The organism is Sulfitobacter sp. PR48 (genome assembly GCF_028807335.1).
Classification (GTDB): Bacteria; Pseudomonadota; Alphaproteobacteria; order Rhodobacterales; family Rhodobacteraceae; genus Sulfitobacter.
Genome location: NZ_JARAMM010000015.1, coordinates 90,049 through 111,007 on the forward strand (window position 1 = coordinate 90,049; position 20,959 = coordinate 111,007).

Below are 20,959 nucleotides of genomic sequence, written 5' to 3' on the forward strand. Positions count from 1 at the left end.
GATGTCCGTGACCCAACCCCAGGTCCTGCTGGTCGAAGACGAACCGGCGCAGCGCGAGGTCCTGGCCTATAATCTGGAAAGCGAAGGCTTTGCCGTGCGCCGTGCCGAGAACGGCGAAGAAGCGCTGCTGATGGTGTCAGAGGCGCGTCCGGACCTGGTGATCCTCGACTGGATGATGCCGCTGATGAGCGGCATCGAAGTCTGCCGCCAGCTCAAGACCCGGGACGAGACCCGCGACATTCCGATCATCATGCTGTCGGCACGCTCCGAAGAAGTCGACGCGGTGCGCGGGCTTGAAACCGGGGCGGATGATTATGTCGTCAAACCCTATGCGCTGCGCGAGTTGATGGCGCGCGTGCGCAACCAGCTGCGCCGGTCACGGCCGGCAGCCAGCGGTGCCGAGCTGACCTTTGACGACATCCGCCTTGATCCGGAACGCCACCGCGTGAACCGCGCCGAAAAGGAACTGAAGCTGGGGCCGACGGAATACCGGTTGCTGGTGACCTTGCTTGAAAAACCCGGCCGCGTGTTCAGCCGCGATCAGCTGCTTGACCATGTCTGGGGTCGCGATATCTATGTCGACACGCGCACGGTGGATGTTCACATCGCAAGACTGCGCAAGGCGCTGACGGTCCACGGCGGGCAAGACCCGATCAGAACCGTACGCGGCGCAGGTTACGCGCTGGGCTGAGCCGCTGTTTTCAGCGGCCAGTTGCGCGCAAAGGCATGTTTTGCGGCCTCAGGGGTAATCATTTATTTACATAATACTGATTATAGGATTTGTGGACACCGTTAAAGGACCGTCAGAAGACATCTGTTCGATCCCATCCTGACCTCTCCGCTTGTTGAATGCTGGACTTTTTGACGCTTCCATCGTTAATAATGCACATCTCATCAAGGGTTTGTGTATGCCGTCTGTCCTGATCCTCAATGGTCCGAACCTGAACCTGCTGGGCACACGCCAGCCGGACGTCTACGGCGCGACGACCCTGGCCGACATCGAGAAGATCTGTGCCGAGGCGGCAGCGGCACTGGGGCTTGAGGTCGCCTTCCTGCAAAGCAACCATGAAGGCGCGCTGCTGGACGCGATCCATGCCGCCAAGGGCGTTCATGGCGGCATCGTGCTGAATGCCGGTGCCTATACCCATACCTCTGTCGCGCTGATGGATGCCATCGCCTCTGTCGAATTGCCGGTTGTGGAGGTTCACCTGAGTAACATCCACGCCCGCGAGACATTCCGCCATCATTCCTACATCGCGCCCGTGGCCATCGGACAGATCTGCGGCTTTGGTGCCAAGGGCTATCTGATGGCGCTGGACGCACTTTCAGAAAGGCTTGTAACATCATGAGTTTACGAGAGTATCTTCATGCCGTTGCCCGCTGCCCGAGCCTTGAGGAGCTTTGGGATCTGCACACCAGCAAGATGGACAGCTACGGTTTCGACCGGCTGATCTATGGCTTTACACGCTACCGCACCTCGACATCCCTGGGCGATCCGGAAGACTTCGTCATCCTGACGAACCACAGCCGCGCCTATACCGATGAATTCCTTGGCGGTGGCCTCTATTTCCACGCGCCCATGGTGCATTGGGCGCTCAAGCATGAAGGTGCCTGCAGCTGGACCGTCCTGCACGACATGGCGCGCGAACGGGCCATGACCCCGGCAGAGGAACGCGTGATCGACTTCAACCGCCGCATGAACGTCACGGCGGGCTATACCGTCAGCTTCAAATCCATCTCGGCCCGCTCCAAGGGGGCCATCGCCCTGACCGCGAAACCGGGCATCTCGCAGGATGAGGTTGATGCGCTTTGGGCCCAGCATGGCAATGACATCAAGCTGATGAACGAAATCGCCCATCTGAAGATCCTGACCCTGCCCTACCACTCGCAGCGCCGCGCCCTGACACCGCGCCAGCGCGAGGCGCTGGAATGGGTCGGTGATGGCAAGACGATGCAGGACATCGCGGTGATCATGGGGCTGACATCGGCCACTGTGGAAAAACACCTCAGACTGGCCCGCGAGGCGCTGGCAGTGGATACGACGGCCCAGGCCGTACTCAAGGCGTCATTTTCGAACCAAATGTTTGTTCTGGACGCATAGATTCTGACGAATCTGACGCGTCGCGTGAAATATTCCCCTTGATTTGACCACAAGGTAAGGAATCCCTGACTGGCTCAAAGCCACGAGTTGACCCAAAGTAACATTGTTCCTGGCAAACGGTTTGACCGCAGGGACAAGGCCTGTAAACCCTTGTTATAACAAGGCTCTTTGCAGGTGCCGGTTACAGTCGGGCGTATTCTTCCGCCCGGCTGTCCGGGGTCATAACGCCCCTGCTCCTCCCCGAGCGTTCCGTCACCGGGCGTTGGGCGGACCTTGAACATCAAGGTCCGCCCGCTTTCCCTCAGCAGCTCCGCCAAACTCCCGCGCAGATGCAAAAAGGGCGGCACCCTGCGGCACCGCCCTTTTCAATTCCGATCGCTTCGCCGTCCATCTCAGGACGCGGTGCTTAGCCTTTGGCGGCCTTGGCCACTTCGGCGGCAAAGTCTTCCTTGACCACTTCGATGCCTTCGCCCACTTCGAGACGCACGAAACCGGTGATGGTGGCGCCAACTTCCTTGGCAGCGTCGCCCACGGTCAGATCCGGGTTCACGACAAAGGACTGGTTCAGCAGCGTGACTTCGGACATGTACTTTTTCATCCGGCCCACGATCATCTTTTCGATGACCTGCTCGGGCTTGCCGCTTTCGCGCGCAATGTCCATCTGAACCTGCTTTTCCTTCTCGACCACGGCCGGGTCCAGATCGTCTTCGGACAGGGACGCGGGGTTGACCGCCGCGATGTGCATCGCAACCTGCTTGCCGAACGCATCGTCGCCGCCGGTCATCGCGACCAGAACGCCGATCTTGCCCATGCCGGGTGCTGCCGCGTTGTGGACATAGGAAACCACGGTTTCGCCGTCCACAGTCGCCATGCGGCGCACGGACATGTTTTCACCGATCACGGCAACCGCGTCTGTCACGGTCTGCTCGACGGTCTTGCCGCCCATGTCCGCCGCTTTCAGCGCGTCGACATCGGAAACGGAAACGGCGACATCGGCGATGCCCGCGACCATTTTCTGGAAATCCGCGTTCTTGCCGACGAAATCGGTTTCGGAGTTCACTTCAACCGCGACGCCATGGCCACCTTCGACCTTGACCGCAACCAGACCTTCGGCGGCGGTACGGCCCGATTTCTTGGCGGCTTTCGCCAGACCCTTGGTGCGCAGCCAGTCAACGGCGGCTTCCATGTCGCCGTCGTTCTCGGTCAGTGCCTTCTTGGCGTCCATCATGCCTGCGCCGGTGCTGTCGCGCAGTTCTTTTACCATAGATGCTGTGATTGCCATCTTTGGGTGCTCCTAATTTCTATCAAACGATTGGGGCAGGTTTCCCCTGCCCCATATGTCAGGCGTATGTCAGTCTCGTGACAATACTCAGCCTTCGGCTTTCTCAGCGGCCTTGGCTTTGGTTTCCTGCTTGGATTCCAGATCCAGCGGCGCGTCCTTGGCCATTGCGTCATCCGACACGGTCTCGGAGGAGGCATTGCCGACCTCGACACCGGTGCTTCCCTCGGTCAACGCTTCTTCGGCCGGGGCTTCTTCCATGGCGCCGATGTCGACACCTGCGGCACCCAGCTGGGCCGACATGCCGTCAAGTGCCGCGCGCGATGCCAGATCGCAATAAAGCGCGATGGCACGGGCCGCATCGTCGTTGCCGGGGATGATATAGTCGATCCCGTCGGGCGAGCAGTTGGTGTCAACCACGGCCACAACCGGGATGCCCAGCTTGTTGGCTTCGGCAACCGCCAGCGCTTCTTTCTTGACGTCGATGACAAAGATCAGGTCAGGGCGACCGCCCATTTCACGGATACCGCCAAGCGAGGCTTCAAGCTTTGCCTGATCGCGTTCCATGCCCAGGCGCTCTTTCTTGGTCAGACCTTCAAAGCCACGCTCGGATTGCTCGTCGATGGACTTCAGACGGTTGATCGACTGGGACACGGTCTGCCAGTTGGTCAGCGTGCCGCCCAGCCAGCGGTGGTTCATGTAGTATTGCGCGCATTTCTCTGCCGCTTCCGCGACGGGCTGCTGCGCCTGACGCTTGGTGCCGACGAAAAGAACGCTGCCGCCCTTGGCGACGGTATCGCGGATCGCCTGCAGCGCCTGGTCCAGCATCGGAACAGTCTGCGTCAGGTCCATGATGTGGATGCCGTTGCGCGCGCCATAGATGAAGGGACCCATGCGGGGGTTCCAGCGCTGCGTCTGGTGGCCGAAGTGTACGCCTGCTTCAAGCAATTGGCGCATGGAGAACTCAGGAAGAGCCATGTCTTTATACCTTTCCGGTTTAGCCTCGTCGGGGGTATGACAGCACATGCTGACAACCGGCGGACGCTTGAGGATGTCTCCCCCAAGGGCCCAACCCCGACTGCGGGATTAAGTGGCCGTGCTATAGGCCAGCAGCGCGTGCTGTGCAAGGGATAAACTCTATGTCATCGGCATGGACAGGCCATGTGCTTTGCCGCAAACTCAAATCAAAAAATCAAGGGAGTATCCAATGTTGAAATCCACCGCGCTGCTGGCAATTTTCGCCCTGGCCGCACCCGGCTTTGCCCAGACGCTGACCCTGACACCCGCGTCCCCGCAACCTGCCGACGGCTCCCTGAAACAGGGGCTGGCCGTTGATTATGCCTATTACAGCGTCCGGTCGCTGGACGAGGCAAGGGGCAAGCTGGACCATGCCAAGGCCGGGCCGCCGCTGGCCGGGTTTTCCTATCTCGATACCGATCCGGGCGATAACGCCCTGACATCAACCAGCGCCGAAAAGGTGCTGGCCGCCATCCAGGGCTATATCCGGTTTGACGCCCCCGGCACCTATGACATCGAATTCATCAGCAACGACGGGCTGCAGGCCAGCATCGGCGGACAGCAGGTGGCCCTCTTTGACGGTGTGCATGGCTGCGAATCCGCTGGCGTGACCTCGGTCGCGGTGCCGCAGGCCGGCTGGTACGAGGTCGAGGCCACCTATTTCCAGCGCAAGGGCTCTGCCTGCCTGCTGATGGACTGGGGCCAGTCGGGCAATATGGAACCGGTGCCGGACAGCGCCTTCGCCCACAAGTAATTCACCAGGGGCAATGCGGTATCAGCCGCGGCCCAGAAGCGCTTGATGGCCCGCGCGCACCGCCTGTTCACAGGCCAGGGCAAGCGCCTTTCGGTCCGGCATCTCGCTGACGCGCAGCGCCGGGTGAAACACCACCTGCACCCTGCCCTGCTTTGCGGGCGCCAGGGTGTGGATCAGATGGGTCCCGAAATCCATGTCGCCCCACCAGCCGTAAAACCGCGCATCGGTGCCCTGTGGCGCATGATAGACCACGCACACCGGCTGCACCTGGATCTGATCGCGCAATTCCGGTGCGAAAAAGCTCTGGAACAGCGTGGTCTTGAACGGCAGCACCTGTCTGCCATCGGTGCTGGTGCCCTCGGGAAAGAACAGCAACTTGTGACCCGCCAGCAGGCGCTTTTGGAACAGCACGGTCTGTTCGCGTGCCCGTGCCGGATTGCGTTCGATGAAAACGGTCCCGGTGGCGCGCGCCAGCCAGCCGATGCCGGGCCAGCCTTCCACCTCTGACTTGGACACGAAATAGACCCGTTTGGCCGCATTCAGCACAAAGATGTCCAGCCATGAGGCATGGTTGCACACCACCGCCCCGCGCCCCGTCATCGGCCTTCCCGAGACCTCGTGACGCAATCCGATGATGCGCAGCGACATGCGACAGACCCATTGGGTCACATGGGGGGTCACGGGCCGGTTCGCCCCGCAGACCGGCCGCTCCACCGCACGCAGGATCAGTTTGATCAGCAAGCCGCCGAAAACCACCACGATCAGGGCGATGACCCGCAGCACCACCCGAATCCAGCCCGATATCGTGATCCGGGGATAGGCCGGCGGTACACCGCTGTCCCAGGCGGTTGTCATGCGCCGGTGGCCCCATAGATGCGGGCCTGCCGGGTGTTGATCTGGGTGGTGTCCATGATCAGGCAGACATCGACCGTGTTGAAGGCATGATCCACATACGCCCCCTCGCCCACACATCCGCCCAGCCGCAGATATGCCTTGATCAGACTGGGAATCTGGCGCATCGCTGCCTTGCGATCAAGTTGAGCTTCGTCCAGCAGGTTCATGCTTTGAAAGGATTTCTCCAGCGCACGAACCCGCAGTTCCGGCGGCGCCAGATGGCGTTCATGCAGCAGGCTCAGCGGTGCGGCCAACCGGTCCATATCGGTGCCATGAAAGCTGGCCACCCCGAACAGGATCTCGACCCCGTTCGCCTTGACGTATTGCGCAAGAGCGGACCACAACACATGCATCCCGACCCCGCCACGATAGTCTGGATGCAGGCAGGAACGACCCAATTCCAACAGGTTACGACCCGAAGCTAACAAAGGCGACAGATCGTATTCCGCGGCCGAATAGAACCCGCCAGCCTCGACCGCCTTTTCCGCCCGCATCAGGCGATAGACGCCCACCACCTTGTCCGAGCGGATGTCCGTCAACAGCAGGTGTTCAAAGAACGGGTCCAGGTGATCGCGCTCAAGCTTCTCATCATGATCGACAAGCGGGCCGCTGCCGCCCAGCTCGGTGACAAAGACATCATAGCGCAGACGCTGTGCCGCATGCAGATCTGCAGGCGTTTTCGCAAGACTGACCGAAAAATCCGCCGCATGTGCCTGAGCCATCTGCCTGCCGTCGCTGTTGAAATACCCTGGCCGTCTGATAGGCAATGCGCAGGCCAAGCGCAATCCTTGTGCCCTGGCAGCAAATGCCGCATCATTAACTTGTGGTTGCAGGACTTGTTATGTGTTCCCGCGTTAACCTTTTGAAAAGGATCATGGGTCATCAAAGACCGGCATCAACCCGACCCGAAAGCTGTCTATGACGATTTTGCCCACATCCCTGAAATTTACCGTCACTTTGCCGCCGATGTTGCTTTGCACCTGTCCGATCCCCCAATCGGGCCGCTCGGGATGGGTCACCAGCATGCCGGGGGTCAGAATGGCATTCAGATCGTCCATGGTTCTGCCCCTTTCGGAAAGGCTGTCATGATGTCCGACACGCATTTTGATCTTGTCGCTTTGATCGGCAGCCGGATCTGCCATGATCTGATATCGCCTATCGGCGCGATCAACAACGGGCTGGAACTGCTTCAGATGGCGGGCAGCGCCACCTCGGGCCCGGAAATGTCCCTGATCGGTGAAAGTGTCGGCAATGCCTCTGCCCGGATAAGGTACTTCCGGGTCTGCTTTGGCGTGGCGGGCGATCAGCTGATGGGCCCTTCGGAAATCACCTCGATCCTGCGGGATCTTTACGGCGCAACCCGGCTGAGCGTGGAATGGCAACCAGATCAGGCACAGGCCCGCGCTGCGGTGCAGCTGGCCTTTCTCGCGATCCTCTGCCTGGAAAGCGCCCTGCCCTATGGCGGGCATGTCACGGTCGCGCAGGATCAGGGGAACTGGACACTGACAGCCCTGGCCGACAAGCTGAAGGTCGATCCGGCGCTTTGGTCATTGCTTGCCCCGGGCAACGCACGCAACGGCCTGCAGCCCGCACATGTGCAATTCGCTCTGCTGCCCCTGATTGCTGCCGACGCGGGGCGGCAGGTGGCGCATCAGGTGACCGACACCAGGCTGACCATCAGTTTCTAAATCGTTATGCGAAAAACCTGGCTTACGTAACGCTGCCTGAAATCGAAGATTTCAACGCGTTACGTAATGCCTGAAGGTTCTGGAATTTCGTCAGACGCGATAGGCAAAGCCGCCCGAAACGCCTTAGCTTCGCACGGTTCCGTCGCCTGTGACGATATATTTGAACGAGGTCAGCTGCGCCGCGCCCACCGGGCCGCGCGCATGCATCTTGCCGGTTGCAATGCCAATCTCGGCCCCCATGCCGAATTCGCCGCCATCCGCAAACTGGGTGGAGGCGTTATGCATCAGGATCGCTGAATCGAGCCGCTCCATAAAGGTCTGAACCGCCGCCGCATCCTCGGTCACGATGCAATCGGTGTGGTTCGACCCATAGCTGCGGATATGGGCGATGGCGTCCTGCACGTCATCCACCACGCGGGCGGCCATGATCATGTCCAGGTATTCGCGGCCCCAGTCGTCTTCCTGTGCAGCGATGGTGCCCGGAATCCTGGCCAGTGACGCATCCACACGCATCTCCACCCCGGCATCCACAAGGGCGCGGATGATGCCCTGGCCGATGGTGTCGGCGACATCGCGGTGGATCAGCAGGCATTCGGCAGCGCCGCAGATGCCCGTGCGCCGCGTCTTGGCGTTCAGGACAATGCGCAGCGCCTTCTCCGGATCCGCCGCCGCGTCGATGTAGATATGCACGATCCCTTCAAGGTGGGAGAAAACGGGCACACGCGCCTCGCGCTGGACCAGCCCCACCAGCCCCTTGCCGCCACGGGGCACGATCACGTCGATGGTATCGGTCATGGTCAACATCTCGGACACCGCAGCGCGGTCGCGGGTCGGCACCAGCTGCACCGCATCTTCGGGCAGTCCCGCCGCGCGCAGCCCTTCCTGCAGGCAGGCATGGATGGCGCGGGCGGAATGAAAGCTCTCCGAGCCGCCGCGCAGGATCACCGCATTCCCGGCCTTGAGGCAGAGCGCACCGGCATCCGCCGTCACATTGGGCCGGCTTTCATAGATTACGCCGATGACACCCAAAGGTGTCCGCACCCGTTTGATATGCAGGCCAGAGGGCTGATCCCACTCCGCAAGGGTCTCTCCCACAGGGTCGTCCTGTGCGGCCACGCTGCGCAGCCCCGCCACCATGCCCTGAATGCGGGGCTCATCCAGCATCAGCCGGTCCAGCATCGCCTCTGACAGGCCCTTTTCCCGGCCATAATCCATATCCCGGGCATTGGCCGCCAGAATCTCCGCCCGCGCGGCCCAGACCGAATCCGCAGCGGCATTCAGCGCGCTTTGCTTGGCCGCGGACGGGGTCGAGGCCAGCTCTGCCGCCGCCGCCTTGGCCCGCTTGCCGATATCCGCCATCAATTCTGAGATGTTTTCCATATCTTTCATGGTCTTACGCCCATACCCTAAAGTAACTCACCATCACAGTGCCATATCGTCACGATGAATCAAAGCAGCCCGACCGGGATAGCCCAGAATTTCCTCGATCTTTGCGCTTTGATGTCCCTTGATCTGTGCCGCCTCAAGCGCCGAATAGCGCGTCAGACCGGTGCCGATGCTATGGCCCCGTGAATCCAGCATCGAAATGCTGTCCCCCCGCTCGAACGTGCCGGTCACCCCCGTGATGCCGGCAGGCAGCAGGGATTTGCCGCGTGACATTGCCGCCACCGCACCCGCATCCAGCGTCACGGAACCACGCGGTTTCATCGCGGCAATCCAGCGCTTGCGGGCCGCCTGCGGGTCGGAATGGGCGGTAAACCAGGTGGCATTTGCGCCATTCTGCAAGGCCAGTAGCGGGCGCTGCACGGAGCCTTCGGTGATCGCCATGGCACAGCCCGCCGCCGTGGCGGTGCGTGCCGCCATCAGCTTGGTCTTCATCCCGCCCTTGGACAGGCCCGACCCGGCATCGCCAGCCATCGCCTCGATCTCCGGGGTGATCTGTTCAATCCTGTCATAGCGCGTGGCCCTGGGATCATCGGCGGGATTGCCGCTATAGAACCCATCGACATCCGACAGCAGGATCAGCTGATCCGCGCCAACCGTCACCGCGATCTGCGCCGCCAGACGGTCATTGTCGCCAAAACGGATTTCATCAGTGGCCACAGTGTCATTTTCGTTCACGATCGGCACAACACCCAGGCCCAGCAGGGTTTCCATGGTTGCGCGGCTGTTCAGATAGCGCCTGCGGTCGGCGGAATCCTCAAGCGTCACAAGGACTTGCGCCGTGGTGATGCCATGGGGTTGCAACGCCTCCTCATAGGCGCGGGCAAGGCGGATCTGGCCCACGGCCGCCGCCGCCTGCGATTGTTCCAGCGCCAGCGTCGTCAGGGGCAGGCCCAGCACCCCGCGCCCAAGGGCGATGGAGCCGGAGGAAACAAGCACAACATCGGCCCCTAACCCCTTGAGCCAACGCACATCTTCCGCAAGGGCATGCAGCCAGTCGGCGCGCAGCTGGCCGGTGGCCCGGTCCACCAGGAGGGCCGAGCCGATCTTGATCACCACACGTCTGGCAGCGGTCAGGGTTGCCATGGCGCGACCTCTTCCGCGGGTTTGTGCCGCAGGCGGTCATCATCGATCTGGCCCCGCAGGCTGCGCAGCACCTCTGTCACGCCTTCGCGGGCCACACCGGACATCTGCATGACCGGCCCGCCGCTTTCTTTTTCCAATATTTTACAAGCCTCTGCGCGCTCTTCTTCATTCAGTGCATCAATCTTGTTCAGCACGGTGACGCGGGGTTTATCCGCCAGATCGCCGCCATAGGCCTCAAGCTCGGTGATGATGGTCCTGTAATCTTCCGCAAGGGTGCCGGAGGTGCCATCGACCAGATGCAGCAGTACCGCGCAGCGCTCGACATGGCCCAGGAACAGATCGCCCAGCCCCCGCCCTTCGGAGGCCCCCTCGATCAGGCCCGGAATGTCGGCCACAACGAATTCGGTGTTGTCCACGCCCACAACCCCCAGATTGGGGTGCAAGGTGGTAAAGGGGTAATCCGCAATCTTGGGCCGCGCGTTGGAGGTGGCCGCCAGAAACGTCGATTTCCCCGCATTGGGCAGGCCCAGCAGCCCCACGTCCGCAATCAGCTTCAGCCGCAGCCAGAGCGTGCGTTCGACACCATCCTGCCCCGGATTGGACCGGCGTGGCGCCTGGTTGGTGGCGGATTTGAAATGCAGGTTGCCCCAGCCGCCATTGCCACCGCGCGCCAGTTCGACGCGCTGGCCCAGTTCGGTCATATCGACCAGCACCGTTTCCTGATCCTCGTCCAGGATCTCCGTGCCCACGGGCACCCGCAGCACGATGTCCTCGCCATCCTTGCCGGTGCGCTGCTTGCCCATGCCGGGCTGGCCGTTCTTGGCAAAGAAATGCTGCTGGTAGCGAAAGTCGATCAGCGTGTTCAGCCCGTCCACAGCCTCGGCCCAGACCGAGCCGCCACCGCCGCCGTCGCCGCCATCCGGCCCGCCGAATTCGATATATTTCTCGCGCCGGAAAGACACGCAGCCCCCGCCGCCCGCGCCGGAACGGATATAGACTTTGCACAGGTCGAGAAATTTCATGGCGGGGCCTTTCGGGACGACGCTACAGCTTGCGGCTATAGGTCCATGTGGGTACGGCAGCATCGCGTGCCAGACAATAGGTTTCGGCATCGCCGAGATAGACAAATCCGGCGTTGGTCAGCACCTTTGCCGATGCCGGGTTGTCATGGAAGACAGAGGCAAACATCGCCTGATTGCCCTGTGGGTTTGCGGCAACCAGCGCCTGCACCGCTTCGGAGGCCAGATGGCTGTTCCAATAGGCCGGTGCCACCCAATAGCCAACCTCGGACTGGCCGCGGTCCAGATGGGTGAGCGATATCAGCCCCATCACCTCTGCGCCGCCGGTCTTGAGACCATCCATCGCCCAGACATCCTCGACCCGCGGGATCGCCAGCGACCGCGTGATGAAGGCATCAATCGCGCCGGGGGGCAGCGGATGCGGGATGCTGGACGTGGACAGCGCCACCCGCGGATCACCCGCAAAAAGCTCGATCAATCCCTTGTCGGACCGCCGCAGCGGACGCAGGTCAAACCGCGCCGTTTCGATCACGGGTTGGTTGATGATGGGTTCCATTTGCACAATCATGTTCCTCCTCCGAACATCACTCAAACTGCCCGGCTTGCGAACAGAACAAAGAGAACAGAAGCAACGGTCAGCGCTGCCAATGTCCACATCAGATAGGGTTCCGCAGGGCTGCCTGCCAGGGTTCTGGCAATCCGGTCGCCCGCCAGGGTCCACAGCGGGTGCAAGATGACCTGCAGCGCCAGCAGTATGGCCGCAATGGTTAACGTCGCATTAAGCGGTGGCGTGCCGGGACCGACAAAGGCGGTAAATCCGCCGATGATCATCGCCCAGGCCTTGGGGTTCAAAGGATGCACGATCAGCCCGGCGACAAAGCCCGGCGGCTTGCCCAGATCACGCCCCTGCCCCAGCCGCAGGTTGGCGACCTTCCAGGCCAGCCAGATGATGTAGGCCGCCGAAACATACTTGAGCACCTCAAAGACCCAGGGCGCGCGGGCGCTCAATTCCATCAGGCCAAAGCCGACGGGCCAGATCACGAATTGCTTGCCCAGTGCCACACCGGCGACAAAGGGCAAAGCGGCGCGAAAGCCAAAGCGCGCGCCGGTGCCCATCAGCGCCATGTTGGCAGGCCCCGGGGTGCCGATCTGGCTGGCGGCAAAGACGACAAAGGAAGTTACAGCAACTGACATCAGGCCGCCGCCCCCTTGGCAAAGTCAGGGGCCAGGACCCCCATGATCACGTCATCGTGCCAGCTGTCGCCCACCCGCGCGGCCTGACGCTCGCGGCCTTCCTCGACAAAGCCGGCCTTGCGATAAGCAGCGATGGCACGGGCGTTATAGGCCAGCACGCGCACCGACACCCGGTGCAGCGCCAGCGCGCCAAAGGCATGGGTCAGCAGCAGCCTGACGGCCCGTGTCCCCAGCCCCTTGCCCAGCAGTTTCGGGTCCAGAATCCCGATCGCCAGGCTGGCCCGGCGGTCATGGTGGTCCAGCGAATGCAGACGCAGCGCGCCGATCATCCGGCGTTTGTGCTCGATCACCCATGCCAGCGGCTCAACCTCTTGGGCATAAAGCCACTTTTCCGCATGTGTCTTGGTGATTTTCGGCACGTTTTCAGGATCGGCCCCGAACATGTGATGGATTTCCGGCGTGTTGCCCAGCTTCAGCCGGGCCGCAGCATCCTGCGGCCGGGGTGGCCGCAGCCGCAGAATGCCATCGCTCAGAACGGGGCGCTGTGATGTGGTCATGACACCGCTCCTTTCTGGATGGCGGTCAGAGACAAAAAAGGGACCGGCGTTTCCGCCGATCCCTGAAATTTTTTCAAACCTTGCGGGTACGGCTTATTCAGCGGCCTCGGCGCGTGGCAGGACCGAAATGAAGGTGCGGTTTTTCAGACCCTTGTGGAAGGTCACGGCACCATCGACGGTTGCAAAGATCGTGTGATCCTTGCCCATGCCGACACCGGCCGCCGGCCAGAACTTTGTGCCGCGCTGACGCACGATGATGTTGCCGGGAATGACGGCTTCGCCGCCGTATTTCTTGACGCCAAGGCGACGACCGGCTGAGTCGCGCCCGTTACGGGATGAACCGCCTGCTTTTTTATGTGCCATTTGGTCTCTCCTTAGCCTTTGGTCAGTTCTTTGGCCTGTGCGATCCAGTCTTCACGACCGACACGACCCTTGAACGACAGTTTCTCTTCAATAGCTTCAACGTCCGCTTCTGTCCATGCGGCGATCTGCGCGAAGGTTGTGATACCTTCACCGTGCAGCTTTTCGACAATCACGGGGCCAACGCCGGAAATCTGCGTCAGGTCATCGCCTGCCGCTTCGGCTTTCTTGGCTTTGGGCGCGGCTTTCTTCTCTGCCTTGGCAGGTGCCTCTTCCTTGGCCGCTTTGGCCGCCTTGGCAGGCGCATCGGCTTTCTTGGCTTTTGCGGGCTTTGCAGCCGCGTCTGCCGATTTGCCGGAGAGCGCTGCAACAGCTGCTGCCGAAACAGAACCGGTGCCGACCGCTGCCATCACCTTGGATTTGCCAGCGCCGGAGGCCATGATCTCGGTGATCTTGACCAGCGTCAGCTTCTGACGGTGTCCCTTGGTGCGCTTGGAAGAGTGCTTCCGGCGACGCTTGACGAAGTGGATGACCTTTTCGCCCTTGATCTGATCAACGACTTCGGCCTGAACGGCAGCGTCCTCGATCAGCGGCGCGCCAACCTGGGGGGAATCGCCGCCCAGCATCAGAACATCATTGAATTGAACAGTTTCACCGGCACTTGCCGCAATACGTTCCACCCGAAGCATATCGCCAGAGGCTACTTTATATTGCTTACCGCCAGTCTTGATGACCGCAAACATCGCGTCTTCCTTCATTTTGCCGCGTCCTGTGGTCCCCGGCTCCGGGTGTTTCGGACCGGCATCGCAGCCGCGTCCACCTCGAACAGCGCGCCCTTGGGGCGTCATTAAAACAGATCCCACGCGAGAACCCTCGCCGGGATGCGGGCTTATCGGTGGATCGGGGCCTCAAGTCAAGCGGGTTTTTACCGCCGGCGTCAAAGCTCCTGCGCCGTCATGTTCAGCGCCACCGCGCGTCCCAGCGCATAGGAAATATCCTCATAGGCCGCGCCGAATCCGTCGAACAGACCACGGTTCATCGCCTGGCCTGCGGCGGTGTTGCCAAAGTCGATATAGGCCTGCATCTGTACGTCCGTCAGCGGCGAATAGGACATCAGCAGATAGCCGAAAAGCCAGCCTTCGGTATCCTCGCGGATCGCCTCGGCCTCGCCGTTGACATCGGCCAGCATCTCCTCCTCTGACATATCCAGCCCGTTGCCATCCGCAAGGCCGCGCATGAACTGGAAGTTGGAGTTCATGGCGGTGGTCACGTTACGCTCCAGCATGTCGCCATCGGCCACCAGGCGGCGCAGCATCGCGAGGCGCGGGTCATCGGTCTGTGAAAGTTCGGCAAAGCGCAGGCGCGCGGCCTGTTCGACATCCGGGTCCCGGATCGTCACGCGGGCAGAGTTTTCAAGCGCAATGATCTGGCTGCCCAGGTCGGAAGCGAAAAAGTCTATCGCCTGCTCCAGTTCCTCGCCTGACAGCTCTTGCCCCAGGGCCTGCCGCACAGCCTCCACGATGCGGGCCGGGTCATAGATCGCCTCGACCTGCACCTGCCAGCCCGCGCCGCCCTGCCCGTTCAGCATGTCGGCATTCAGGTCTTCGGCGCTGTCCAGCCCTTCGTCGCGCAGGATCACCGCGATTTCGTCCAGGCGCAGCACATCGACCAGCACCGACAGGCGCGCATCCGCATGGGCAGGCAGCGCCAGCGCCAGAAGCAGCGGCCAGAGCAGGAAGGCGCGGCGCATCACAGGTCCGTGCTCGGTTGCATGCCGGGCAGACGCGCGGCCACGGCCTCGAACCGGTTGGCCATGATTTCATACTGGACCGCGTTCATCAGCGCATAGACCTTTTGCATCCGCGCGTCCTCCAGTGCCTCGGCATAGGCTTCGACCTCGGCGTCGGAAAAGGCCTGATAGGTATAGGCGGCATTGATCAGCGCGCTGGCGGCGAGCGACTGGCGCATCTCGTCTTCCTGGCTGCGCATGGCTTCGCGCAGGTCGGCCTCATCCATCTGCAATTCGATCACCCCGGCACCGGCCGCGGCCATCAGGAAACGCACCTGCACCTCCTGGATCGCCCTGAGCGAGGCGCCTTCGGCATCCGTCGCCTGTGTCAGCCGTTCCAGCAGCGCGATGCGGGGGCTGTCGATTTTCCGCAACCCTTCCATGATCGCGGCACCGCTTTCGGTTTTCAGCCCGTCCTGTTCCTCCATATGGCTGTCGTTTTCGACCGCAACCAGACGCTGGCCCAGATCACTGGCATAGAAATCGGCGGCATGGGTCAACAGATCGTCGCTGAGCGTCTCGCCCAGGATGTCCATCGCCATCTCCTGCATGGTCTCGGTTGCAAAGACCTCGTTCACCAGCCGCGACCATTCGGAGCCGAAGGCATCCGCCTCGATCCCCAGCATGGCGGGCGCGTTGTCTGCCGACAGGCGAATGCTCTCCAGCGCCACGTCAAAGCCGGTGATCTCAAGATATTCGCGCAGCTTTGCCGCATCAGCGGCCCGTGCAGGCGGGGCAAAGGCCATCAGGACAAGGGCGATTGTGGTGGTCAGGGCAATCAGCGAGGGGCGCAGCGCGGCAAGCATGGGACAAGTCCTTTCGTTCGGTTACCCTGAACTTAGGCCGTCTTGCCGCCGCCGCAATGAAAATTCCCGTGTGGGCGGGCAACCGGCAGATGCCCCCTTGCCTGCGCGTCCAAACCCCACTAAACGGGCGCTCCAGACCCCCGCGGAGAGGTGCCGGAGTGGTCGAACGGGGCGGTCTCGAAAACCGTTGAGGGTGCAAGCCTTCCCAGGGTTCGAATCCCTGTCTCTCCGCCATTTGGCCAGATTGAACTGTCAGGGTTCAGGCCAGACCGGTTTTGTATCGGATCACTGACCCAACGCACCGGCGCCATGTGCAAGGCGGATGTTCATGATTACTGCGGCGGAGGTTGGGAAGAGCCCAAAGTGACATGAGGCGTCAGCCGGGTATCGCTCGACCTGGAGGGCGTTCCAGACCAATATGCGATGGGAAACGTTTCAGCCCGCAGACCGGATCATGGCTTGGCTGACGGTGCAAAATCGCCCTCCGGGGGGAGGTCGGGCGATGCCCGGCTGACGCCGGGCGGAGTCACTTGGGGGGTATTCACCGCGCCAATGGCACGGCAACCCCGTCCGCTCTGCCGACTTTGATCCACACCGCGCCGCAGGTCCGCTATGGTCGCAACCGCTTGCCAATCGGGTCAGGATTTCCCGGCTTGAGGACCAGACCCCGCACAATGAAAGCGCGAAGCTGCCGCGCCTGCGCCAAACTAAGGGCCCTATCGCATTGCAATGATCGCGCCAGAAACAAAGGCGCAGGCATGACAAAGGTTCATGATCAGATATCGTCCGGACGGGCCAGACTTTTCGAGTTGCACCGGCAGTTGCTGCGGGCGGGCGATGCCGTGCAGGCCGCAAAGCGCCATCGCATTCCGCTGCTGGACGACGCCAGCGCCAGCCGGTTCAGGGACGCAGCAATTGCATCCCTGAAAGCCCGGGACCCGGCGGCGGCAACCGGCACCCCTGGGGAAATGCGCGGCATTCTCAGTAAAAAGCGCTGGCGGCCAGACCAATTGTGACCGCGCCGATCACCTCGCCGCTCGCAGGGTCCGTGAGGGTAAAGGAAACCTGCCCCTGATAGGTCTGGGTGCTTTCGTCCAACTCGATCTCATCGACAAAAACCGCCCCGGCGCCTGCGCCGAATGTCTTTTGAAACTTGGCTTCATCGCCTTGCCAATAGTCCGATGTCACCGCGCTGGTCGCGACATTCAGACCGCGGTTGTCCATGACAAATGCCTCGGTGATGCGCCCCTCTGCAAGCGCCACCTGCTCGCGCAGGAAATCGGACAGCGGATTGTTCAGCACCGGGGCGATCACCGGCGCGTCGGCGACGCCCACCTGCCCGCGCCAGGCGGTATCCATCGCCTCGATGTCGGCAGCGCTCAACCCGGCGTGACGGCCATTCTGGTCCTGCACCGCGGCAACGATCCGGGGCGCATTGATCCAACTTGCCAGATCGCCGGCGATGTAATCGGCCATGGCTGGTGGCACCTCTGCGGCATGGCAAAGGGTTGCTGTCAGGATCGACAGCGACAAACAGGTTGAACGCAGAAACATGAGGGCATCCTTGATCAAACGCCCGATACGGATAGACCGGGCCAGCCCTGCGGAAGCTAGCCTGCAGTGTTTAAACTTGGGTAAATGAGATCCGGCAAGGCGGCGTCACGCGGGGCTTGACGGGGCTCACCCGATCAAACCTGCCCCTTGAACCCCGTCGCCACGACAAATTTTTCCGAACTGTCGGACCGGCTGGCCGGGGGTTTGATGTTGGCCACCTTGGTGAAGCGCTGCTTGAGCAGTTTCTGCAAGTCCCCCTCGGCACCGCCTGCCAGCACCTTGGCGACAAAGGTGCCGCCCTCCTCCAGCACGTCAAAGGCGAAATAGGCCGCGGCTTCGCACAGGGCGATGATCCGCAAATGGTCGGTCTGCTTGTGCCCCGAACTGCTGGCCGCCATGTCCGACATCACCACATCGGCCTTGCCGCCGAGCCATTCCTTGACCTGCAGATCCGCATCATCTGCCATGAAATCAAGCACATGCAGCTCGCAGCCCGCGATCGGCTCCATCTCTTGCAGGTCAATGCCCAGAATCGTGCCGACCTGTTTGTCGGACCGCTCCCCCAGCACGTTGCACCGTTTGACCGCAACCTGGCACCAGCCGCCGGGTGCCGCACCCAGATCAACGATGCGCGCGCCCGGCACCAGAAAGCGATACTTGTCGTCCAGTTCCATGATCTTGTAGGCCGCGCGCCCGCGATAGCCTTCGGCCTGCGCCCGCTTCACGTAGGGGTCGTTCAGCTGCCGTTGCAGCCAGCGGGTGGAGCTGAGCTTGCGCCCGCGCGCGGATTTGACCTTGACCTTGAGCTCGCGCTGTCCGCGACCTGAGGTGTTCTTGCCCGAGGGTGTCTTTGCCATGCTACCAATCCGAGTTTCACGCCACCCATAAAGGCTTTGCGCGGTTTTCACCAGAGGTCAGCCGCGCGGAACCGGTGCCGGCAGCACAAAGAAGCTGGCAAAGCGGCGCAGCAGCGCAGGGTCGCCGGTGACCTGCAGCCCCTCTGCCGCCTCTGGGGCGAGGCCGCCGTAAACCACAGCGGCCAGCGCGGTGGGGTCACCGGACAGCTGCAGGTCCGCCGCCGGTGCCGTGCCGGCCTTGACGCAGAGCCGCCCCTCCGAAATGCGCAGCACCTGCGGCCTGCCGTCAAGATCAAGCTGCACCACCATCTGAACATCCCCTGCCCGCGCCGGGTCGAACATGGTTTCGAACGACATGCCGACCGATGCGGCACTCATCGGCCTGCCCCCCGCCATCTGCGGCGAGCGCACCGCCCAGCGGCCCAACTCCATGATCAGCGGCTTCAGCGCCGCGCCCCAGTCGGTCAGGGCATAGACGGTGGTATTGGCCGGATGTGGCAAGCCGCGCCGGGTGATGATGTGGTCGCGTTCCAGATCCGCAAGCCGGGTGCTGAGGATATTGGAACTGATGCCGGGCAGCGCCGCCTTGATGTCGGAAAAGCGCAGCGGCCCCGGCACCAGTTCACGCACGATCAGCAGCGCCCAGCGTTCGCCGACAAGCTCCAGCGCATGGGCTGTTGCACAGCCGTCGTCATAGGGTTTCTTGCGCGCCATTCCGCTTGCCTGGTTGTTGATGAAATTCTGGTGGTTGTTTTTTTGAACCATGTAGGTCTTTATTTGAACATAACCCTTCTGAACGGAGCATCCAATGGCCTATTACGATATTTTCCTTGCCCCTGTATCTGCGGAAAAACGCGCGGATTATGACGCGTTCCTCAAGGCGTCACATGCCATGATCCTCGGATATGGTGCCACGCAGGTCGTGGATCTCTGGGGGGATGACGTGAACGATGGCAAGCTGACCTCCCTGCCGATGGCGGTCAAGCTGGAGGAAGGAGAGGCGGTGACCGCCGGTTGGATCATCTGGCCTTCGAAAGAAGTCCGCGATGCCGGCTGGGGCAAGATGATGTCGGAAGAGCCCGAGATGGAACTGCCTTTCGATGGCAAGCGCATGATCTTTGGCGGTTTTGCCGAAATGCTGGTCTCGGGCAGCTGACCCGGACGAAACGGACCCGGCTGGCGGCACGCCCCGTGGCTGCGCCGGGTCACCCTCACGCCTGCCTTTCGGGGGCAGGCGTGGCAGCGGCGCCGGTTGCACGATCATGAAGCAAACCATGCTTCAATGCTCTCAGTAGGCGCCGTCCTCCAGCACCCCATCCGCGCTCATCTGGGCATAGAGCAACCCTTCGCGCAGGCCCCTGTCGGCGACCGACATCCGGTCGGTGGGCCAGCACCGCATCAGTGCCTGCAGGATCGCGGCACCCGACATGATCAGGGCGGACCGGTCCTGCCCGATGCGCGGATCGGCGCGCCGTCCGCCCGGCCCCATCGCAAGATAGGAATGGATCACCCGGTCGATCTGATCCGAGGTCATGCGCAGCCCGTCCACCTTGGTCCGGTCATACCGCTTCAATCCCAGATGGCTGGCCGCAACTGTCGTGACGGTGCCCGAGGTGCCGACAATCTGGAAATTCTCCTGCGGCTGGGCCGATTGGTACGGGGTGAAATCGGTCAGGTTTTCCTCGAAAAACCAGCTCATCAGGGCGAAACGCGCGGCATCGTCCTCCACATCGGAGAACTGGTCGCGCAGGGTGGCCACGCCCAGCGGCACGCTGATCCAGTCCACCACCCGCGCGGCGGGGATGTCGGATACCGCCTGCTGAAACCCGGTGTGCAGGCGCATGATGGATTGCGCACGGTCCTTGCGCGGCACCTTGGAAATGTCGATCCAGACCAGTTCGGTCGAGCCGCCGCCGATGTCGACCACCAGCAGGTTCTCCGTCTTGCGGTTGACAAGCGGGGCGCAGGAAATCACCGCCAGCCGCGCCTCTTCCTCGGGTTTGATGATGTCCAGCCGCAGACCGGTCTCGCGCTGGATGCGCTTCATGAAATCGGCACCGTTCAGCGCCCGGCGGCAGGCCTCGGTCGCGACCAGACGCATGCGCCTGACCTTGTTGCGGCGCAGTTTCTGCTGACAGATGCGCAGGGCCTGTATGGTGCGCGACATTGACCCGCGCGACAAACGCCCGGTTTTCTCCAGACCCGCGCCAAGCTGGACGGATTTGGAAAAGCTGTCGACCACATGAAAACCGCTGCCCTTGGGCTGGGCGATCAGCATGCGGCAGCTATTTGTACCCAGATCGAGCGCGGCATAAAGCTTGGTCGAACCGGGCGTAACTGGCGCGGGGCTCAGAGCCGGTTGGTATCCTTTGTCGAGCGCGCCCGCACCTTTGGGACGCTGTGGCGCCATGGTGTTCGCGCCTTGTATAACGAGTTGATGACAGGCTAATCCCTGCGCCGTCCCTGCGCAAGGGCTAGGTCGTGTTGACATTCATTGTCGCCCACCCGCGCGAGGCGGATTTTGCCGCTGGCGCCCTGATGTGAGCGCAGCAATGTGATCA

The 20,959-nt window shown here is 62.0% G+C and carries 26 protein-coding genes and 1 tRNA gene; 8 read left to right on the top strand and 19 right to left on the bottom strand.

Going from position 1 to position 20,959, the window contains the following annotated elements:
- Position 1: 1 nt before the first annotated feature.
- The 3 genes from phoB (at position 2) to PVW51_RS18575 (ending at position 2,101) form a co-directional block, all read left to right on the top strand.
- On the top strand, positions 2–691 hold the full coding sequence (phoB, locus tag PVW51_RS18565; RefSeq protein WP_114277133.1) for a phosphate regulon transcriptional regulator PhoB: 690 nt from the start codon (positions 2–4) through the stop codon (positions 689–691).
- 217 nt (positions 692–908) lie between these two features.
- The gene (gene aroQ / locus PVW51_RS18570) at positions 909–1,349 is read left to right on the top strand and encodes a type II 3-dehydroquinate dehydratase (RefSeq protein WP_274576633.1); all 441 of its coding nucleotides are present in this window, start codon (positions 909–911) and stop codon (positions 1,347–1,349) included.
- The gene (locus tag PVW51_RS18575; RefSeq protein ID WP_114277135.1) at positions 1,346–2,101 is read left to right on the top strand and encodes a helix-turn-helix transcriptional regulator; all 756 of its coding nucleotides are present in this window, start codon (positions 1,346–1,348) and stop codon (positions 2,099–2,101) included. Before aroQ ends, PVW51_RS18575 begins: the two co-directional genes overlap by 4 nt.
- A 406-nt stretch (positions 2,102–2,507) precedes the next feature.
- Here PVW51_RS18575 and tsf read toward each other — a convergent pair whose 3' ends face one another.
- Both tsf and rpsB read right to left on the bottom strand, forming a co-directional pair.
- Positions 2,508–3,383, bottom strand: a complete 876-nt coding sequence (gene tsf, locus PVW51_RS18580) for a translation elongation factor Ts (protein WP_269366177.1) — start codon at positions 3,381–3,383, stop codon at positions 2,508–2,510.
- Between the two features lie 87 nt (positions 3,384–3,470).
- Positions 3,471–4,358 carry a 30S ribosomal protein S2 gene (gene rpsB, locus PVW51_RS18585; RefSeq protein WP_269366175.1) on the bottom strand — a complete coding sequence of 296 codons (888 nt, stop codon included), beginning with the start codon at positions 4,356–4,358 and terminating at the stop codon, positions 3,471–3,473.
- 229 nt (positions 4,359–4,587) lie between these two features.
- Here rpsB and PVW51_RS18590 point away from each other — a divergent pair, with 229 nt between their 5' ends.
- The gene (locus PVW51_RS18590; protein WP_274576635.1) at positions 4,588–5,151 is read left to right on the top strand and encodes a PA14 domain-containing protein; all 564 of its coding nucleotides are present in this window, start codon (positions 4,588–4,590) and stop codon (positions 5,149–5,151) included.
- 21 nt (positions 5,152–5,172) lie between these two features.
- On the opposite strand, the gene PVW51_RS18595 is transcribed toward PVW51_RS18590, so the two are convergent.
- The 3 genes from PVW51_RS18595 to PVW51_RS18605 form a co-directional block, all read right to left on the bottom strand.
- The gene (locus PVW51_RS18595; protein ID WP_274576636.1) at positions 5,173–6,006 is read right to left on the bottom strand and encodes a lysophospholipid acyltransferase family protein; all 834 of its coding nucleotides are present in this window, start codon (positions 6,004–6,006) and stop codon (positions 5,173–5,175) included.
- Positions 6,003–6,767 (bottom strand): GNAT family N-acetyltransferase, encoded by a 765-nt coding sequence (locus PVW51_RS18600; protein ID WP_269366169.1) that lies wholly within the window; start codon positions 6,765–6,767, stop codon positions 6,003–6,005. Before PVW51_RS18600 ends, PVW51_RS18595 begins: the two co-directional genes overlap by 4 nt.
- A 150-nt stretch (positions 6,768–6,917) precedes the next feature.
- On the bottom strand, positions 6,918–7,103 hold the full coding sequence (locus PVW51_RS18605) for a DUF3553 domain-containing protein (protein WP_114277577.1): 186 nt from the start codon (positions 7,101–7,103) through the stop codon (positions 6,918–6,920).
- A gap of 30 nt (positions 7,104–7,133) precedes the next feature.
- Here PVW51_RS18605 and PVW51_RS18610 point away from each other — a divergent pair, with 30 nt between their 5' ends.
- The gene (locus tag PVW51_RS18610; RefSeq protein ID WP_269366166.1) at positions 7,134–7,733 is read left to right on the top strand and encodes a histidine phosphotransferase family protein; all 600 of its coding nucleotides are present in this window, start codon (positions 7,134–7,136) and stop codon (positions 7,731–7,733) included.
- A 123-nt stretch (positions 7,734–7,856) separates the two neighbouring features.
- Here PVW51_RS18610 and PVW51_RS18615 read toward each other — a convergent pair whose 3' ends face one another.
- The 10 genes from PVW51_RS18615 to PVW51_RS18660 all read right to left on the bottom strand — a co-directional run bounded on the left by PVW51_RS18615 (position 7,857) and on the right by PVW51_RS18660 (position 15,987).
- Complete coding sequence (locus tag PVW51_RS18615) at positions 7,857–9,122, bottom strand: glutamate-5-semialdehyde dehydrogenase (protein WP_274576638.1); 1,266 nt, start codon at positions 9,120–9,122, stop codon at positions 7,857–7,859.
- A gap of 33 nt (positions 9,123–9,155) precedes the next feature.
- Positions 9,156–10,262 carry a glutamate 5-kinase gene (gene proB, locus PVW51_RS18620; RefSeq protein ID WP_274576639.1) on the bottom strand — a complete coding sequence of 369 codons (1,107 nt, stop codon included), beginning with the start codon at positions 10,260–10,262 and terminating at the stop codon, positions 9,156–9,158.
- Entirely contained in the window at positions 10,250–11,284 is a 1,035-nt protein-coding gene (gene obgE / locus PVW51_RS18625) for a GTPase ObgE (protein WP_274576640.1), read from the bottom strand. The genes proB and obgE overlap by 13 nt, the downstream gene beginning before the upstream one ends.
- A 22-nt stretch (positions 11,285–11,306) precedes the next feature.
- Positions 11,307–11,849, bottom strand: a complete 543-nt coding sequence (locus PVW51_RS18630) for a GNAT family N-acetyltransferase (protein ID WP_443288412.1) — start codon at positions 11,847–11,849, stop codon at positions 11,307–11,309.
- A gap of 20 nt (positions 11,850–11,869) precedes the next feature.
- Entirely contained in the window at positions 11,870–12,475 is a 606-nt protein-coding gene (locus tag PVW51_RS18635; RefSeq protein WP_114277146.1) for a LysE family translocator, read from the bottom strand.
- Positions 12,475–13,032 (bottom strand): GNAT family N-acetyltransferase, encoded by a 558-nt coding sequence (locus PVW51_RS18640; RefSeq protein WP_274576643.1) that lies wholly within the window; start codon positions 13,030–13,032, stop codon positions 12,475–12,477. Before PVW51_RS18640 ends, PVW51_RS18635 begins: the two co-directional genes overlap by 1 nt.
- A gap of 93 nt (positions 13,033–13,125) precedes the next feature.
- A complete protein-coding gene (gene rpmA / locus PVW51_RS18645) occupies positions 13,126–13,395 on the bottom strand; it encodes a 50S ribosomal protein L27 (RefSeq protein ID WP_067295692.1) in 270 nt (89 codons plus the stop codon).
- A gap of 11 nt (positions 13,396–13,406) precedes the next feature.
- Positions 13,407–14,135, bottom strand: a complete 729-nt coding sequence (locus PVW51_RS18650) for a 50S ribosomal protein L21 (protein WP_114277578.1) — start codon at positions 14,133–14,135, stop codon at positions 13,407–13,409.
- A gap of 194 nt (positions 14,136–14,329) precedes the next feature.
- On the bottom strand, positions 14,330–15,142 hold the full coding sequence (locus PVW51_RS18655; RefSeq protein ID WP_274576650.1) for a DUF2059 domain-containing protein: 813 nt from the start codon (positions 15,140–15,142) through the stop codon (positions 14,330–14,332).
- Positions 15,142–15,987 (bottom strand): DUF2059 domain-containing protein, encoded by an 846-nt coding sequence (locus tag PVW51_RS18660; RefSeq protein WP_114277149.1) that lies wholly within the window; start codon positions 15,985–15,987, stop codon positions 15,142–15,144. The genes PVW51_RS18655 and PVW51_RS18660 overlap by 1 nt, the downstream gene beginning before the upstream one ends.
- A 144-nt stretch (positions 15,988–16,131) precedes the next feature.
- Between PVW51_RS18660 and PVW51_RS18665 the strand changes: the two genes are divergently transcribed.
- Together PVW51_RS18665 and PVW51_RS18670 are read left to right on the top strand one after the other, a co-directional pair.
- Positions 16,132–16,221, top strand: a tRNA-Ser gene (locus PVW51_RS18665).
- Positions 16,222–16,745: 524 nt separating this feature from the next.
- Positions 16,746–17,003, top strand: a complete 258-nt coding sequence (locus PVW51_RS18670) for a hypothetical protein (protein ID WP_274576652.1) — start codon at positions 16,746–16,748, stop codon at positions 17,001–17,003.
- Here the strand turns inward: PVW51_RS18670 and PVW51_RS18675 are convergent.
- The 3 genes from PVW51_RS18675 to PVW51_RS18685 all read right to left on the bottom strand — a co-directional run bounded on the left by PVW51_RS18675 (position 16,969) and on the right by PVW51_RS18685 (position 19,112).
- A complete protein-coding gene (locus PVW51_RS18675) occupies positions 16,969–17,541 on the bottom strand; it encodes a hypothetical protein (protein ID WP_274576654.1) in 573 nt (190 codons plus the stop codon). The two genes, PVW51_RS18670 and PVW51_RS18675, sit on opposite strands and share 35 nt — an antisense overlap.
- A gap of 134 nt (positions 17,542–17,675) precedes the next feature.
- Positions 17,676–18,398, bottom strand: a complete 723-nt coding sequence (locus PVW51_RS18680; protein WP_274576656.1) for an RlmE family RNA methyltransferase — start codon at positions 18,396–18,398, stop codon at positions 17,676–17,678.
- A gap of 57 nt (positions 18,399–18,455) precedes the next feature.
- A complete protein-coding gene (locus PVW51_RS18685; RefSeq protein ID WP_274576658.1) occupies positions 18,456–19,112 on the bottom strand; it encodes a winged helix-turn-helix transcriptional regulator in 657 nt (218 codons plus the stop codon).
- 94 nt (positions 19,113–19,206) lie between these two features.
- On the opposite strand from PVW51_RS18685, the gene PVW51_RS18690 reads away from it, so the two are divergent.
- Entirely contained in the window at positions 19,207–19,554 is a 348-nt protein-coding gene (locus tag PVW51_RS18690) for a DUF1428 domain-containing protein (protein WP_269366143.1), read from the top strand.
- A 132-nt stretch (positions 19,555–19,686) separates the two neighbouring features.
- On the opposite strand, the gene PVW51_RS18695 is transcribed toward PVW51_RS18690, so the two are convergent.
- Entirely contained in the window at positions 19,687–20,808 is a 1,122-nt protein-coding gene (locus PVW51_RS18695; protein WP_274576660.1) for a Ppx/GppA phosphatase family protein, read from the bottom strand.
- Between the last annotated feature and the right edge of the window lie 151 nt (positions 20,809–20,959).